Raw genomic sequence first — 14,467 nt, forward strand, 5'->3', positions numbered from 1 at the left:
GGGCCCACGCGTCCGGTCGACCGGCCGGAACCACGGACGCCCGGGCCGGGCGCCCGTCCCCCTGGTCCGTCCTCCCGCCTGGCGCGTGTTCGCCTCGGGCGAAACCCCGCCGGCCCGGGAATGCCTCCAGCGGCCCGTTCGCTGCACGGGTGAGGTGCACCGCGCTCGCCGCGGTGGGGCAGCAGGAGGAGGAATGGCGCTCTTCGAGATGCCGGCGGCGCCGGAACCGGCCGACGACGAGGTCCTCGACGCGTACTCACGGACCGTGAGCTCCGTCGCCCGCCGGCTCGCACCGGTCGTGGCGAGCCTCCGGGTCCACCGGCCGGTCCGGGGCGGGACCGTCGAGGGCGGCGGGTCGGCCGTCGTGCTCACCGAGGACGGGCTGCTGCTGACCAACGCCCACGTCGTCGACGGCGTCGACCGGGGCACGGCCCACTTCGTCGACGGCACCTCCGTCACCGTGCACCTCGTCGGGACCGACCCGCTCTCGGACCTCGCGGTCGTGCGCGCCGAGTCGTCGCTCGCCCCGCCGCCCGAGTTCGGTGACGCCGACCGGCTCGAGGTCGGGCACGTCGTCGTCGCCATCGGCAACCCCCTCGGCCTCGAGGGGAGTGTCACAGCCGGCGTGGTCAGCGCCCTGGGGCGGTCGCTGCCGACCCGCTCCGGCACTGCCGGCCGGTTCGTCGAGGACGTCATCCAGACCGACGCGGCCCTGAACCCGGGCAACTCCGGTGGGGCGCTCGCCGACTCCCGGGCGCGGGTCGTGGGGATCAACACGGCGGTGGCCGGTGTCGGGCTGGGCCTCGCGGTACCCGTCAACGCCACCACCCGCAGGATCATCGAGGCGCTCGTCGACGACGGGCACGTCCGCAGGGGCTACCTCGGCCTGGTGACCGCGCCCGTCCCCGTGTCCGACGAGGTCGCGGCCAGACTCGGCCGACGCACCGCGCTGCGAATCGTCCAGGTGGTGCCGGGCAGCCCTGCCGAGGGCGCGGGGCTCATGCGGGGCGACGTCGTCGTCGCCGCGGACGGGCGAGCGCTGACCGACGCGCAGTCGCTGCAGCGGATCCTGCTCGACGAGGCCATCGACCGGTCGATGGAGATCACCGTCCTTCGCGGGTCCGCGCTCGTCGACGTCTTCGCGGTGCCCCGGCTCCTGCGCGGGTGACTCCTCGGTGACTCCGGGGCACACCGGCCTAGGCTCGTGCCGTGGTCACGACGAACGGGCTGCACCGCCTCGTCCTCGGCGACGGCCGCCGCGTCGACGTCTGGGAGGGCGGTGACCCGCGGGGCTCGCCCGTCCTGTACTTCCACGGCACCCCCGGTGGCCGCCTGCAGGGCGCCCTCGGCGACGGCGCCGCCCGGCGCGCGGGCGTGCGGCTGGTGTCGGCGTCGCGTCCGGGGTACGGCGGTTCGAGCGACGCCGCCACGACCCTGACGTCGGTGGCGCGCGACGCGGTCGAGGTCGCCGACCGGCTCGGGATGGGGTCCTTCGCAGCGCTCGGCGCCTCCGGTGGTGGGCCCTACGCCCTCGCGGCAGCGGCCGTCGCGCCGGGCCGCGTCGTCGCGGTCGGGGTCGTCGCCGGGGTCGGGCCGCTGGCCGAGCTCGAACCGGGGTCCGTCGACGCCGAGGCCACCGCTCTCCTGCGGGCCGGACGCGTCGAGTCCGCCGTGGCACGGGTGGACCGCCTGCACCGTGACGGTCGCGGCCACCTCGTCGGCAGGTTCGTCGTGCCGGAGCTGCTCGAGCCGTGGACCCCGGCCGGACGGCCCGGCGTGCCCGCCTACCGCGGCGTCTCGCGGGACGACCTCGCGCTCGGGCCGGGGTGGGACCTCGACCTGTCCGCCGTCCGGGCCCCCGTCCACCTCTGGTACGGAGACCACGACCGGGCGGTGCCGCTGGCCCACGGCGAGTGGCTCCACGCGCACCTGCCCACCTCGGTTCTCGTCGTCCGTGCGGGCGCCGGCCACCTCGCCACCCTCGTGGCCCACTGGGCCGACGTCCTCGCGACGCTCCGAGGCGCCCACCGCTGAGCCCGGCCGGAGGCCTTCCCGGTTAGGGTCGGTGCCATGACAGCACCGGTGCTCCATGTGCGTGGTCGCGTGCTCGTCGGACCGGAGGAGACGGTCGACCAGCTGTGGGTCGTCGACGGGCGCATCACCTTCACCGCCCCCGCCTCGACCGTGGACGTGCAGACGCTCGAGGGCTGGGTGGTGCCGGGCATCGTCGACGCGCACTGCCACGTGGGCCTCGGGCCGCACGGCGAGGTGCCCCGCGAGGTCGCCGAGCAGCAGGCGATCACCGACCGTGACGCCGGCACGCTCCTCATCCGCGACGCCGGCCAGCCGGGTGACACGCGATGGGTGGACGACCGTGCGGACCTGCCCAAGATCATCCGTGCCGGGCGACACATCGCGCGGACGCGCCGCTACCTGCGCAACTTCGGGCACGAGATCGAGGAGGACGAGCTGACGCGCTACGTCCGGCTCGAGGCCCACCGCGGCGACGGCTGGGTCAAGCTCGTCGGGGACTGGATCGACCGCGACGTCGGCGACCTCGCGCCGAGCTGGTCCCGGGAGGCGGCCGCCGCCGCCGTCGCCACCGCGCACGAGGAAGGGGTCCGCGTCACGGCGCACTGCTTCGGCGAGCAGTCGCTGCGCGACCTCGCGGATGCCGGCATCGACTGCGTCGAGCACGCCACCGGCCTCCAGGACGACACCATCGACACCTTCGCGGCCCAGGGCATCGCCATCGTGCCGACGCTCGTCAACATCGCGACCTTTCCGGCGATCGCCGAGCCGGCGCGGGAGAAGTTCCCCGGCTACCACCGGCACATGCTCGACCTGCACGCGCGGCGGCACGCCACGGTCGGCGCCGCCCACGAGGCCGGGGTGCCGATCTACGTCGGCACCGACGCCGGTGGCAGCCTGCCCCACGGCCTCGCGGTCCAGGAGATGGTCGAGCTGACCACGGCCGGCCTGACCCGGGTCGAGGCGTTGTCCGCGGGGACGTGGTCGGCCCGACGGTGGCTGGGCCGGCCCGGCCTTGAGGAGGGTGCCGACGCCGACCTGCTCGTCGTCGCCGGTGACCCGCGCGAGGACCTCTGCGCGCTCGCGGACCCGACGGGCATCGTCCTGCGGGGGCGCGTTGTCCGCTGAGGGGCCCCGTGAGCCCGAGCCCGCCGACCCGCCGCTGAGCGCCAGGGGCGAGCGCGTCGAGGTGCGCCCGCCCCGGCCGTCCGACACGGCGGCCTACGCCGAGGCCGTGACGCGCTCGCTGCGACGGCTGTCGGACTTCGCGATGCCGGACCCGACGAACTTCCCGATCGTCCTGCACAACCAGTCGCCGACCTACCGCACGTTCCTCGTCCTGGCCCGCGACCCCGGGGGCGACCACGGGCTCGTCGGACGCGTCAACGTCGCCAACGTCGTCGGGGGCGCGTTCCGCAGCGCCACGGTCGGCTACGACGCTTACGACCCCTACGTCGGGCGGGGCCTGTTCGCCGAAGGGCTCGAGCTCGTCGTCGGCCTCGCCTTCGCCGACGAGCCGCACGGCCTGGGCCTGCACCGGCTCGAGGCCAACATCCAGCCGGCCAACACCCGCTCGGCCGGGCTCGTGCGCTCCCTCGGGTTCGTCCACGAGGGGTTCTCCCGCGACTTCCTGCACCTGCCCGGCGTCGACGGCCGACGCGCCTGGCGCGACCACGACCGCTACACCGTGCTGTCCTCGGAGTGGCCCGCCCCGCCGTACCGGGCCCACGGGCTGCGGCGCCTCGCCTGCGTCGTCCTCGGCGGCGCGGGGTTCGCCGGGCAGGGTGGCCAGGGCCTCGCCTCGGCCCTCGCGGCCGAGCTCGAGGTGCCCCTGCTGTCGGCGTCGACGCTCACCGGGCCCGACTCCACGGGCGCGACGGTCACGCAGGACGCGCGAACCACCGCCATCCTCTTCGAGCTGCTGCGTACGTCACCGGTCGGTGGTGTCGTCGAGTGCCGCGCGACGCGGCCGGAGGTGCGGATGGGCCTGGCGCGCAGCGGTTTCGCGCCGTCGGTCGTCCCGGTCCTCGACGCGGCCTTCGACGTGCCGCGTCGTGAGGTCGTGCGGCAGGCCCTTGCCGTGCGGGCCGCGTTCGCCTGAGCGCGGTCGGGGCGCAGACACGGTTCGGAGCACCGTCCCGCGTCTGGCACAATGGACGGCTGTACCCGTCCGGCCGCAGCTCGGCTGGACCGGACGCCTACACCCGAGCCATGGCTCCCCGCCGATCCCGCGGCGGTCTTGCCGTGCTCACGATGAAGGAGACCACCAGACCGTGGCAGTCAAGATCCGACTTAAGCGCATGGGCAAGATCCGTGCACCGTTCTACCGCGTCGTCGTCATGGACTCGCGCACCAAGCGCGATGGCCGTGCGATCGAGGAGATCGGCAAGTACCACCCCACCGAGGAGCCCTCGCTCATCGAGATCGACGCCGAGCGCGCGAAGTACTGGCTCAGCCAGGGCGCCCAGCCGACCGAGGCCGTCGCCGCCCTGCTCAAGGTCGTCGAGGAAGGCAAGGTCCGGACCGCCGAGCCGAAGCCCTCCAAGAAGGACCTCTACGAGGCCGCCGTGGCCGCCGCCGGCAAGGGCTCCGACGCGGGTGCCTCCGGCGCCACGACCCCGAAGAAGAAGGCGGCCAAGAAGGCCGACGCTCCGGTGGCCGAGGCGACCGAGGCCACCGAGGCCGCTCCCGAGGCCGCCGAGGCCGAGAAGAGCGAGTGACCGTGCTCGAGGAGGCGCTCGAGCACCTCGTCAAGGGCATCGTCGACCACGACGAGGACGTCGTCGTGCGTCGCAAGGAGCTGCGTCGTGGCGAGCTGCTCGAGGTCCGGGTCCACCCCGACGACCTCGGCCGCGTCATCGGCCGCTCTGGACGCACCGCCAGCGCCCTGCGCACCGTCGTCAGCGCGCTCGCGGGCGGCGGGAACGTCCGGGTCGACATCGTCGACACCGACCGCGTCCGCTGAGCCGTCCGAGGACGGCCGCAGCCGCACCACCGACGCCGAGGGGCGTCCCGGGACCTCCCGGGGCGCCCCTCGCGGCGTCCGGGCCACCGCCAAACCTGAGAGGATCGGCGCCATGAACGTCGTGCTCGCGCGCATCGGCAAACCGCACGGCCTGCGGGGAGAGGTCACCGTCCAGCTGCACACCGACGACCCCGAGACGCGGTTCGCCGTCGGCACCGTCATCGAGACGGAGGCCGAGCCGGGAACCGGCGTCCCCCACCGGCTGACCGTGGCGAGCACCCGGGTGCATCGCGGCATCTGGTTGCTGCGTTTCGAGGAGGTGCCCGACCGCGTCGGTGCCGAGGGCCTGCGCGGCACGCGCCTCGTGCTGCCCGAGCCGCAGGCGGCCGCCGAGGAGGACGCCTTCTACGAGGAGGATCTCGTCGGGCTCGAGGTGCGCGACACCGCCGGTGCCCGCCTCGGCACCGTGAGCGGCCTGGAGATCGGCGCGGCCCAGGACCGGCTCGTCCTCGCCCTCGACGAGGGGTTCACGGCCTGGGTTCCGTTCGTGCGGCGCATCGTGCCGACGGTCGAGTCCGACCACGTCGTCGTCGACCCGCCGCCCGGCCTCTTCGACCTCTACCGCGAGGCGGGCGAGTGAGCCCTGCGCCCCCGACCGACGTCGCGCCCGGTGCCGGCCCCACCCTGCGCGTCGACGTCGTCTCGATCTTCCCCGAGTACCTCGCCGCGCTCGACCTGTCGCTCATCGGCAAGGCCCGCGCCGACGGCCTGCTCGACGTGCGCGTCCACGACCTGCGGGACCACGCGCACGACCGGCACCACACCGTCGACGACACCCCGTACGGCGGCGGCGCCGGCATGGTGATGAAGCCGCAGCCGTGGTCCGAGGCGCTCGACGCCGTCGTCGCGTCCGCGCCTGCCGGCAGCGCGGGACGGCCCCGGCTCGTCGTCCCCGGCCCGGGCGGCACCCCGTTCTCGCAGTCTCTCGCCCGTGAGCTGGCGAAGGAGCCGTGGCTGGCGTTCGCCTGCGGGCGCTACGAGGGCATCGACGAACGGGTCTACGAGTACGCTCGCGAGGACCTCGGGCTCGAGGTCTCGGTCGTCAGCCTCGGCGACTACGTCCTCAACGGCGGCGAGGTCGCCGTGCTCGCCATGGTCGAGGCGGTCGGGCGGCTCCTGCCCGGGGTCATCGGCAACGCCGAGTCGCTCGTCGAGGAGTCCCACGAGGACGGCCTGCTCGAGTACCCGATCTACACCCGCCCCCGGACGTGGAAGGGCCGCGACGTGCCGGACGTCCTGCTCTCGGGCAACCACGCCGCCATCGCCGCCTGGCGCCACCGGCAGCGGCTCGAGCGCACTGCGGCACGCCGTCCGGACCTGCTCCACGCCTCGCACGGTGCGGGCGAGGTCGAGATCCGGCTCGCGACGCCGGCCGACGTCCCCGAGCTGCACGTCCTGACCCGAGCCTGCTGGGTGCAGGAGGCCCTCGCCAACGACACCCTCGCGATCCCCGCGCTCACCGAGACCCTCGAGCAGGCCCGGGCCGCGCTCGAGGCCCACGACACGTGGGTCGCCGTCAAGGGCGGCCGCATCGTCGGCTCGGTGCGCACGTCGCGGCACGGCGACGAGTGGTTCGTCGGCCGCCTGTGCGTGGCGCCGGACCTCCAGGGCCACGGGCTCGGCCGGCGGCTGCTCGAGCACGCAGAGGCGACGGCCCCGGCCGACGTCCGCACGTTCGCCCTCGACACGGGCGAGCGCAGCACCGACAACCTGCGCCTCTATCGCAAGGCCGGCTACCGCATCGACACGTCGGCGCAGCCGGCCGTGCCCGGTGCCGTGCGGTTGCGCAAGCGGCGTCGCTGACGCGTCCGTCCTCAGGAGACGAGGGCGCCCCGGAGGTCGTCGGGCAGGATGCGCCGCTCGCGGATGAAGCGGGCCTCGACACCCGCGGTGATGGCCTGGGTGGCCATGATCGCGAAGAGGACGAGGACCTGGGCGGTGGCCGCCTGGATGGCGCTGCCGCCACCGAGCATGACGCCGATGAAGGCGCCCGGCAGCGTGACGAGGCCCGACGTGCGCACCTGGTCCAGGCTCGGGACGATCCCCTCGGGCACCCGCCGGGCGATGATCTCGTCGATGGCCTGGGCGGACGTGAGGCCGAGCGACAACGCCGCCTCGTACTGCCCGTGCTCCTCACGCAGGGCCGCGAAGGCGCGCCGGCCCACGAGCGTGTGCACGGTCATGGTGTTGCCGATGACGATGCCGGCCACCGGGATGAGCGCGATCCCCGTGAAGGGCACGGTGCCGCTGAGGACGATGACCGACACGACGGGCAGCACCCCGCTGGCCATCGCCACGGCGGCCCAGTGCCAGGACGCCGACGCGCCGACGCGCCTGGCGGTCGTGAGCACGGCGGTCGCGAACATGACCCCGACGGCGAGCAGCGACAGCCAGACCGACCCGACGACGACGGTGATGACGAGCGCGACCAGCGACAGCTGCACGACCGCGCGGAGGGCGGCGACGACCGCCTGGCGGTCGAGGGGGATGCGGCCGGCTCGCTGTGCCACGACGGTCACGGTGAGCAGCACGACGAGGGCGAGGGCGACGGACCAGCCGGGGGAGACGTCCACGGCGCCACCGTAGACGGCACCGTGGACCTCACCGTGGACGTGACCGTGGACGTGACCGTCGACGACGCCGGACACACGACCGGTGACGCGGCCGATGACGTGGCCGGTCGCGCCGCCGTGGTCGCGCCGCCCGGTGGGCGCTCGCCGATTTCGGGTCTGCGCGTGGCTCTGGCAGACTTGGTCCTTGCGTCCGGCACATGACGGCCCCTGCCACAGGGGGAGTCGGGTCACCACCACGCGGGTCCGTCCCGCCGGGTGGCCCACGTGGCCCGGCCGACGCGCACCATGACCTGCGAGGGGTGGCCTGTGGCACCCAGGAAAGCGATCCAACCATGCACACGTTCGACGAGCTCAACGCCGCCTCGATGCGCACCGACGTCCCGGAGTTCCGCGCCGGCGACACCGTGAAGGTCCACGTCAAGGTCGTCGAGGGCACCCGCTCGCGCATCCAGGTCTTCCAGGGTGTCGTCATCCGTCGTCACGGCGGCGGCGTCGGCGAGACCTTCACCGTCCGCAAGATCTCCTTCGGTGTCGGGGTCGAGCGCACCTTCCCGCTGCACACGCCGATCATCGACAAGATCGAGCTGGTCACCCGCGGTGACGTCCGTCGCGCGAAGCTGTACTACCTGCGCGGTCTGCGCGGCAAGGCCGCCAAGATCCGCGAGAAGCGCGAAACGGTCCCGGCCAAGGCCGACGCGAAGAACTGACGCACGGCGTCAGGTTGACCACCCGAGGCGCGGTGGGTCCCCACGCGGGCGAGCCGGCATGACAGCCGGCATCCCACCGGAGCAGGGGCCCGCCGCGCCTTCGTCGTCCCCGGGAGTGGCGCGGTCGCGCAGCGCCCTGCGCCGGCACCGCTGGATGATCGGCCCGGCCGTCCTGCTGCTCGCCGTCGTCGTCGTGCGGGCCTTCCTCGTGACGCCGTTCGGCATCCCGAGCGAGTCGATGGAGGACACCCTCCTCGTCGGCGACCGCCTCCTCGTCTCGCGCACCACCGCCCCCGAGCACCTCGAGCGCGGCGACATCATCGTCTTCGACGCCTCCCAGGCCTTCGGCCTGCGGGTCCCCGACCGGGGGTTCCTGCAGACGCTCGTCGAGGCCGCCGAGAGCATCGTCGGCAAGGGCCAGCCGACGGACTACGTCAAGCGGGTCATCGGGCTGCCCGGCGACCGCGTCCGCTGTTGCGCCGCGGACGGACGCCTCGAGGTCAACGGCGTCGCGATCGACGAGCCCTACCTCGCGCCGGGCCAGAAACCGAGCCTCGTGCCCTTCGACGTGCAGGTCCCGCGCGACCGGTTCTGGGTGATGGGCGACAACCGCGGGTCGTCCTCGGACTCGCGGGCGCACCTCGGCGATCCGGGCGGCGGCATGGTGCCGGGGGAGGACGTCATCGGCAAGGTCTGGGTGCGATACTGGCCGCTCGGTCGGCTCGGCCCGGTCGAGCAGGGCCAGATTGCCTCCGTCCCACGAAATGGTGAGTGATGTCGCAGTACACCGGACGCTCCGAGGACCCGACGCGCGGGCGTTCGGCTGACGACAGCGACGACGAGGACTATCTCGACGGTGACTACGACGAGGAGCCGCGTCGCGGCTTCGGGGCGACGCTGCTCGCGGGGATCAAGGAGATCGTCATCGTCGTCGTCCTCGCGATGGCCCTGTCGTTCATCGTCAAGACCTGGCTGTTCCAGGCCTTCTACATCCCGTCCGGCTCGATGGAGAACACGCTCGTCAAGGACGACCGCGTCATCGTCAGCAAGCTGACGCCCGGCCCCTTCGACCTCAAGCGCGGCGACGTCGTCGTCTTCGAGGACCCGGGCACCCCCTCGCCGTGGCTCTCCGGTCTCGACAACGCGCACAGCACCGTCGGCGGGCCGTTCCACGACGCGCTCGTCTTCGTCGGCCTGCTGCCCGAGGACGCCGAGAACCACCTCATCAAGCGGGTCATCGGCCTACCCGGCGACCACGTCCAGGCCGACGGCGGCACCGGCAAGATCAAGGTCAACGGCGTCGAGATCACCGAGTCCTACGTCAAGCCGGGCGACGCCCCGAGCCAGGGCAAGGCGTTCGACATCGTCGTGCCGCCGGGCAAGATCTGGGTCATGGGCGACCACCGCTCGGACTCCTCCGACAGCCGATGGCACGACGACGGGACGGGCGCCACCGGCTCGGTGCCCATGGACAGGATCGTCGGACGCGCACTGTTCATCGTGTGGCCCATCGACCACGTGACGTGGCTCGGCGTGCCCGAGCGGACCTTCGGGTCGGTACCCGCGCCCTCCGGCGCCACCCCCAAGGCGACGACGAACCCGACCCCCACCAGCAAGGCGACGACGGCGACGACGGCGTCCCGCTGACGCGCAGACGTCGTCCCGCCACCGCGCTCCGCCCCCGGACAGACTGAAGATGCCCCGACCCGCCCCCTCCAAGAAGCCCTCGCTCCGCGTGGAGCGTGCGCTACAGCGATCCGGCCACCGCCTCCTCGCCGGGATGGACGAGGTCGGGCGCGGCGCGCTCGCCGGGCCCGTCACCGTCGGCGTCGTCGTCATCGACGAGACCGTCCGCACCGCCCCCACCGGGGTCAAGGACTCCAAGCTGCTCACCGAGAAGGCCCGCGTCGGCCTGGTGCCGCGGATCCAGCGGTGGGCCGTCGCCTACGCCGTCGGGCACGCGTCGGCCGACGAGATCGACGCCATCGGCATCATGGCGGCGCTGCGCCTTGCGGGCACCCGCGCCCTCGCCGCCATCGACGTCGTGCCCGACCTCGTCATCCTCGACGGCAACCACGACTGGCTCACGGCTCCGGGCGAGGTCGGCCTGCTCGCCTTCGCCGGCGACGCCACGGGACCCTCGACGCCTCCGGTGACGACGATGGTCAAGGCCGACCTCAAGTGCTCGTCCGTCGCGGCCGCGAGCGTGCTCGCCAAGGTCGAGCGCGACACGATGATGGTCGGCCTGGCCGACGTGCACCCCGAGTACGGCTGGAACCTCAACAAGGGCTACGCGGCACCCGAGCACCTCGAGGCCCTGACCAGGGTGGGGCCGTGTGACCTGCACCGGCGCTCGTGGCGTCTGCCCGGGGTGGGAGACGACCCCGCGCTCGAGGTGTTGAATGAGATGACCGACGCGTCGCTGCCGCCGCTGGTGGCCGACGGCCAGGGCCAGCAGGGACAGCGCCAGCTGCACGAGCAGCACGAGCAGACAGGAGCGGCGATCACGTGAGCTCGGAAGACCTCGAGAAGTACGAGACCGAGATGGAGCTGCAGCTCTACAAGGAGTACCGCGACGTCGTCGGCCTCTTCACCCACGTCGTCGAGACCGAGCGCCGCTTCTACCTGGCCAACTCCGTCGACGTGAAGGTGCGCACCGACGGCGGTGAGGTGTTCTTCGACGTGACGATGTCCGACGCGTGGGTGTGGGACATCTACCGGCCTGCGCGCTTCGTCAAGAACGTGCGCGTCGTGACGTTCAAGGACGTCAACATCGAGGAGCTGCCCAAGCCCGACATCAAGCTCCCGGAGTCCGGCGACTTCTCCTGACGCCGCCCGTCCCGACGTCGCTCGGGCCCGTGTCCCGCCGGCGCAGGGCGGACGCCGTCCACATCCCCCTTCTCCGGCGCCCGTCGTCCACAGGCCGGCGGCGGTCCCTGGTCCGCTGCCGCGCAGACCGCCGACAGTGGTCGGTATGGACCTCCCGACCCGCGTCCTCGGTGACTACGGCGAGCGGCTCGCCGCGCGCTACCTCGCCGAGCACGGCCTGACCATCCTCGACCGCAACTGGCGCTGCGTGCGCGGCGAGATCGACATCGTCGCCGCCGACCGTGGCTGCCTCGTCGTGTGCGAGGTCAAGACCCGCACCAGCGAGGTGTTCGGGGCGCCGTTCGAGGCCGTGACCTGGCGCAAGCAGCGCAGACTCCGTCAGCTGGCAGGCCTCTGGCGCGACGCGCACCCCGACCACCCGGTCGCCGGGCCGCTGCGCATCGACGTCGTGTCGATCCTCTGGGCCTCCGACACCCGTCCCCGGCTCCAGCACCTGCAGGGGGTGTGCTGATGGGCCTGGGACGCACCCGTGCCGTCGGGCTGCGCGGCGTGCGCGGCTTCCTCGTCCGGGTCGAGGCGCACGTCGCTCCCGGGCTGCCCGGGTTCTCCATCAGCGGTCTGGGCGACTCCGCGGTCGGGCAGTCGGCCGACCGCATCAAGGCCGCCGCCTCCCTCGTCCAGGACATGCCCGTCACCCAGCGACGCGTCATCGTCAACCTCTCGCCGGCGGGCGAGCGCAAGGTCGGCACCGGGTTCGACCTGGCGATCTTCGTCGCGGTCGCGGCGGCTCTCGGCAAGATCCCGCCCGAGGTCGTGCGCTCCGTCGTCCACGTCGGCGAGGTCGGTCTGGACGGTACGGTCCGCCCGGTGCCGGGCGTGCTCCCGCTCGTGCACGCTGCGGCGCAGTCCGGGGCCCGGCACGTCGTCGTCCCGGTCGCCAACGCCGCCGAGGCGAGGCTCGTGCCGGGCATCCGGGTGCACCCCGCGGCCGAGGTCACCGAGCTCGTGCGGCGCTACACGGCGCTCCAGCGCGGCCGCCCGGTCGAGGAGGTCACCGTGCCCGACCCGCCGCCCGCCCTCGAGGAGGAGGTCAAGGACCTCTGCGACGTCGTCGGGCAGGCCGAGGCCAAGCTCGCCCTCGAGATCGCCGCTGCCGGCGGACACCACCTGCTCCTCGCCGGTCCTCCGGGCGCCGGCAAGACGATGCTCGCAGAACGGCTCCCCGGCATCCTGCCGCCCCTCGGCGCAGCAGAGTCCATGGAGGTCACGGCCATCCACTCCGTCGTCGGTGGCTTCCACGACGAGGACGCCGTGGCGGCGCGGCTCATCACGCGCCCACCGTTCGTGGCGCCGCACCACGGTGCGTCGCAGGCGGCGGTCATCGGCGGCGGCAGCGGTCGCATCCAGCCGGGCGCCATCACGCGGGCCCACCACGGCGTGCTGTTCCTCGACGAGACGCCCGAGTTCGACAAGCACGTCCTGCAGGCGCTGCGCACACCGCTGGAACGCGGTGTCGTCGCGATCGCACGGGCCCACGACCACGTGGTGTTCCCGTCCCGGTTCCAGCTCGTCCTGGCCGCCAACCCGTGTCCGTGCGGCCACGGCTGGGGCAAGGGCCTCGACTGCACGTGCACCCCGATGGCCCGTCGCGCCTACTTCGGCAAGATCAGCGGGCCACTGCTCGATCGCGTCGACCTCCAGGTGCATGTCCAGCCGCCGGCGTTGTCGATGGTGGGGCAGCCGCCGGGCGAGCGAAGCACGGCCGTTGCCGCCCGCGTCGCCCAGGCCAGGGACGTGCAACGGGCCCGCTGGTCCGACCGCGTGCCCGGACGCTCGCTCAACGCCGACGTGCCCGGCTCGGTGCTGCGCGAGGGGCCCTGGCGGCTGCCCCCGTCGGTCACCGCCCGCCTCGACCGCGCCCTCGAGTCCGGTGGCATCAGCCTCCGCGGCTACGACCGCACGTTGCGGTGCGCGTGGACGGTGGGCGACCTCTCCGGCCTGCAACGCCCCGGTGGCGACGAGGTGGAGCTGGCACTGTCGCTGCGGCGGCAGTCGGTGGCCGCGGCATGAGCGCCATGCAGCCGCAGCTGCCCGTGGACGGCCCGGACCCCGAACCGGACGACGTCCGGCCCGGCAGCGTCCCGGCCTCCGAGGAGGAACGTCGGGCACGCGCGGCCCTGTCCCGGGTCGTGGAACCGTGTGACGCAGAGGTCGCGGTGCTGGTGCACACACTCGGGCCCGTGGAGGCGATGCAGCGGGTGCGCTCGGGTTCCGGCACCCTGGCCCGGTTCGCCGGCCGGGTCCGCGCGCTCGACGTCTCTCGTGACCTCGAGGTGGCCTCGAAGGTCGGCGCGCGCCTGGTCGTGCCGGGTGACCCGGAGTGGTCCGAGCGGCTCGACGAGCTGCCGATCCCGCCGTGGTGCCTCTGGGTCGTCGGCCCCCTCGACCTGGTGGACGTGTGCGAGCGTTCCGTCGCGGTCGTCGGGGCGCGGGCCAACACCGCGTACGGAGAGCACGTCACCACCGACCTCGCCTCGGGGCTCGCCCGTCGTCGGTGGACGGTCGTGTCGGGTGCTGCCCTCGGCATCGACGCGGCCGCCCACCGAGGGGCGCTCGCCGTCGGCGGCTCCACCGTGGCCGTCGTCGCCGGCGGCGTGGACCGTCTCTACCCGGTGGCCAACGCGGCGCTGCTGCGGCGGGTCGCAGCCGAGGGACTGGTCGTGTCGGAAGCCGCACCGGGCGCCGCGCCGATGAAGTCGCGGTTCCTGTCCCGCAACCGCCTGATCGCGGCGTTGACCCGGGGGACCATCGTCGTCGAGGCGGACCTGAGGTCCGGCTCGCGCAACACCGTCACGCACGCCGAAGGACTCGCACGTCCCGTCGGTGCCGTACCGGGCCCGGTCACCTCCATGACGTCGGCCGGGTGCCACCAGGAGATCCGGAAGGGGCGAGCGGTCCTCGTCACCTCCGTCGACGAGGTCATCGACCTCGTCGGCACGATCGGGGCGGACGCGTGCGACGAGCCGCGCGCCGGCGACACCGAGGTCGACCGGCTCGCACCGGAGGACAAGGCGGTGCTCGAGGCCGTGCCGTACCGCCGTCCGGTCCCGCTCGACGTCATCTCGCGCGAGGCCGCGCGGGCACCGCTGTCGGTCCGGGCTGCGCTGGCCCGGCTCGAGGACGCCGGGCTCGTCATCGGTGAGGCCGGCACGTGGCGCAAGACCCCCACACCGCCCCGCCGGGTCCGGGCCGCCGAGTGAGCGCGCCCCGACGCGTCGCTTGCGGAGCGGCCGCTGATGCGT

Annotated in this window: 18 protein-coding genes; 17 read left to right on the forward strand and 1 reads right to left on the reverse strand. The window is 73.7% G+C overall.

What is annotated here, in order from left to right; genetic code table 11:
- Positions 1 to 193 precede the first annotated feature (193 nt).
- The 8 genes from ACR9ZK_RS01235 (at position 194) to trmD (ending at position 6,859) form a co-directional block, all read left to right on the forward strand.
- Positions 194 to 1,168: a S1C family serine protease gene (locus ACR9ZK_RS01235; protein ID WP_481339193.1), complete on the forward strand. Its 975-nt coding sequence runs from the start codon at positions 194 to 196 to the stop codon at positions 1,166 to 1,168.
- A gap of 41 nt (positions 1,169 to 1,209) precedes the next feature.
- On the forward strand, positions 1,210 to 2,034 hold the full coding sequence (locus tag ACR9ZK_RS01240; RefSeq protein WP_481339196.1) for an alpha/beta fold hydrolase: 825 nt from the start codon (positions 1,210 to 1,212) through the stop codon (positions 2,032 to 2,034).
- Positions 2,035 to 2,070: 36 nt separating this feature from the next.
- Complete coding sequence (locus ACR9ZK_RS01245) at positions 2,071 to 3,159, forward strand: amidohydrolase family protein (RefSeq protein WP_481339201.1); 1,089 nt, start codon at positions 2,071 to 2,073, stop codon at positions 3,157 to 3,159.
- Positions 3,149 to 4,132 carry a GNAT family N-acetyltransferase gene (locus tag ACR9ZK_RS01250; RefSeq protein WP_481339203.1) on the forward strand — a complete coding sequence of 328 codons (984 nt, stop codon included), beginning with the start codon at positions 3,149 to 3,151 and terminating at the stop codon, positions 4,130 to 4,132. The genes ACR9ZK_RS01245 and ACR9ZK_RS01250 overlap by 11 nt, the downstream gene beginning before the upstream one ends.
- Before the next feature lie 172 nt (positions 4,133 to 4,304).
- Positions 4,305 to 4,751: a 30S ribosomal protein S16 gene (gene rpsP, locus ACR9ZK_RS01255; RefSeq protein WP_481339205.1), complete on the forward strand. Its 447-nt coding sequence runs from the start codon at positions 4,305 to 4,307 to the stop codon at positions 4,749 to 4,751.
- A gap of 2 nt (positions 4,752 to 4,753) precedes the next feature.
- Positions 4,754 to 4,996 (forward strand): RNA-binding protein, encoded by a 243-nt coding sequence (locus ACR9ZK_RS01260; RefSeq protein ID WP_481339269.1) that lies wholly within the window; start codon positions 4,754 to 4,756, stop codon positions 4,994 to 4,996.
- A gap of 112 nt (positions 4,997 to 5,108) precedes the next feature.
- Positions 5,109 to 5,636: a ribosome maturation factor RimM gene (gene rimM, locus ACR9ZK_RS01265; protein WP_481339207.1), complete on the forward strand. Its 528-nt coding sequence runs from the start codon at positions 5,109 to 5,111 to the stop codon at positions 5,634 to 5,636.
- A 44-nt stretch (positions 5,637 to 5,680) separates the two neighbouring features.
- A complete protein-coding gene (gene trmD / locus ACR9ZK_RS01270; RefSeq protein WP_481339271.1) occupies positions 5,681 to 6,859 on the forward strand; it encodes a tRNA (guanosine(37)-N1)-methyltransferase TrmD in 1,179 nt (392 codons plus the stop codon).
- An 11-nt stretch (positions 6,860 to 6,870) separates the two neighbouring features.
- Here the strand turns inward: trmD and ACR9ZK_RS01275 are convergent, their stop codons facing one another.
- Positions 6,871 to 7,629 carry an ABC transporter permease gene (locus ACR9ZK_RS01275; RefSeq protein ID WP_481339209.1) on the reverse strand — a complete coding sequence of 253 codons (759 nt, stop codon included), beginning with the start codon at positions 7,627 to 7,629 and terminating at the stop codon, positions 6,871 to 6,873.
- A gap of 21 nt (positions 7,630 to 7,650) precedes the next feature.
- Between ACR9ZK_RS01275 and ACR9ZK_RS01280 the strand changes: the two genes are divergently transcribed.
- The 9 genes from ACR9ZK_RS01280 to dprA all read left to right on the forward strand — a co-directional run bounded on the left by ACR9ZK_RS01280 (position 7,651) and on the right by dprA (position 14,425).
- Complete coding sequence (locus ACR9ZK_RS01280) at positions 7,651 to 7,830, forward strand: hypothetical protein (protein ID WP_481339211.1); 180 nt, start codon at positions 7,651 to 7,653, stop codon at positions 7,828 to 7,830.
- Positions 7,831 to 7,961: 131 nt separating this feature from the next.
- Positions 7,962 to 8,336: a 50S ribosomal protein L19 gene (rplS, locus tag ACR9ZK_RS01285; protein WP_481339213.1), complete on the forward strand. Its 375-nt coding sequence runs from the start codon at positions 7,962 to 7,964 to the stop codon at positions 8,334 to 8,336.
- A 58-nt stretch (positions 8,337 to 8,394) separates the two neighbouring features.
- A complete protein-coding gene (gene lepB / locus ACR9ZK_RS01290; RefSeq protein WP_481339215.1) occupies positions 8,395 to 9,111 on the forward strand; it encodes a signal peptidase I in 717 nt (238 codons plus the stop codon).
- Positions 9,111 to 9,983 carry a signal peptidase I gene (gene lepB, locus ACR9ZK_RS01295; RefSeq protein WP_481339217.1) on the forward strand — a complete coding sequence of 291 codons (873 nt, stop codon included), beginning with the start codon at positions 9,111 to 9,113 and terminating at the stop codon, positions 9,981 to 9,983. Before lepB (ACR9ZK_RS01290) ends, lepB (ACR9ZK_RS01295) begins: the two co-directional genes overlap by 1 nt.
- A 49-nt stretch (positions 9,984 to 10,032) precedes the next feature.
- The gene (locus tag ACR9ZK_RS01300) at positions 10,033 to 10,848 is read left to right on the forward strand and encodes a ribonuclease HII (RefSeq protein ID WP_481339219.1); all 816 of its coding nucleotides are present in this window, start codon (positions 10,033 to 10,035) and stop codon (positions 10,846 to 10,848) included.
- Positions 10,845 to 11,165 (forward strand): DUF2469 domain-containing protein, encoded by a 321-nt coding sequence (locus ACR9ZK_RS01305; protein ID WP_076259797.1) that lies wholly within the window; start codon positions 10,845 to 10,847, stop codon positions 11,163 to 11,165. The genes ACR9ZK_RS01300 and ACR9ZK_RS01305 overlap by 4 nt, the downstream gene beginning before the upstream one ends.
- Positions 11,166 to 11,310: 145 nt before the next feature.
- Entirely contained in the window at positions 11,311 to 11,676 is a 366-nt protein-coding gene (locus ACR9ZK_RS01310) for a YraN family protein (RefSeq protein ID WP_481339221.1), read from the forward strand.
- On the forward strand, positions 11,676 to 13,235 hold the full coding sequence (locus ACR9ZK_RS01315) for a YifB family Mg chelatase-like AAA ATPase (protein ID WP_481339223.1): 1,560 nt from the start codon (positions 11,676 to 11,678) through the stop codon (positions 13,233 to 13,235). Before ACR9ZK_RS01310 ends, ACR9ZK_RS01315 begins: the two co-directional genes overlap by 1 nt.
- Positions 13,232 to 14,425, forward strand: coding sequence for a DNA-processing protein DprA (dprA, locus tag ACR9ZK_RS01320; protein WP_481339225.1), 1,194 nt, complete (start codon positions 13,232 to 13,234; stop codon positions 14,423 to 14,425). The genes ACR9ZK_RS01315 and dprA overlap by 4 nt, the downstream gene beginning before the upstream one ends.
- Positions 14,426 to 14,467 lie beyond the last annotated feature (42 nt).

This window comes from Monashia sp. HAY1-5C (genome assembly GCF_056755255.1).

Excerpts from the sequence above, each read along its gene's own strand:
- ACR9ZK_RS01235 (WP_481339193.1), top strand. The coding sequence starts at position 194 with ATGGCGCTCTTCGAGATGCCGGCGGCGCCGGAACCGGCCGACGACGAG.
- ACR9ZK_RS01245 (WP_481339201.1), top strand. The coding sequence starts at position 2,071 with ATGACAGCACCGGTGCTCCATGTGCGTGGTCGCGTGCTCGTCGGACCG.
- rimM (WP_481339207.1), top strand. The coding sequence starts at position 5,109 with ATGAACGTCGTGCTCGCGCGCATCGGCAAACCGCACGGCCTGCGGGGA.
- rplS (WP_481339213.1), top strand. The coding sequence starts at position 7,962 with ATGCACACGTTCGACGAGCTCAACGCCGCCTCGATGCGCACCGACGTC.
- lepB (WP_481339215.1), top strand. The coding sequence starts at position 8,395 with ATGACAGCCGGCATCCCACCGGAGCAGGGGCCCGCCGCGCCTTCGTCG.
- lepB (WP_481339217.1), top strand. The coding sequence starts at position 9,111 with ATGTCGCAGTACACCGGACGCTCCGAGGACCCGACGCGCGGGCGTTCG.
- ACR9ZK_RS01300 (WP_481339219.1), top strand. The coding sequence starts at position 10,033 with ATGCCCCGACCCGCCCCCTCCAAGAAGCCCTCGCTCCGCGTGGAGCGT.
- ACR9ZK_RS01310 (WP_481339221.1), top strand. The coding sequence starts at position 11,311 with ATGGACCTCCCGACCCGCGTCCTCGGTGACTACGGCGAGCGGCTCGCC.
- ACR9ZK_RS01315 (WP_481339223.1), top strand. The coding sequence starts at position 11,676 with ATGGGCCTGGGACGCACCCGTGCCGTCGGGCTGCGCGGCGTGCGCGGC.
- dprA (WP_481339225.1), top strand. The coding sequence starts at position 13,232 with ATGAGCGCCATGCAGCCGCAGCTGCCCGTGGACGGCCCGGACCCCGAA.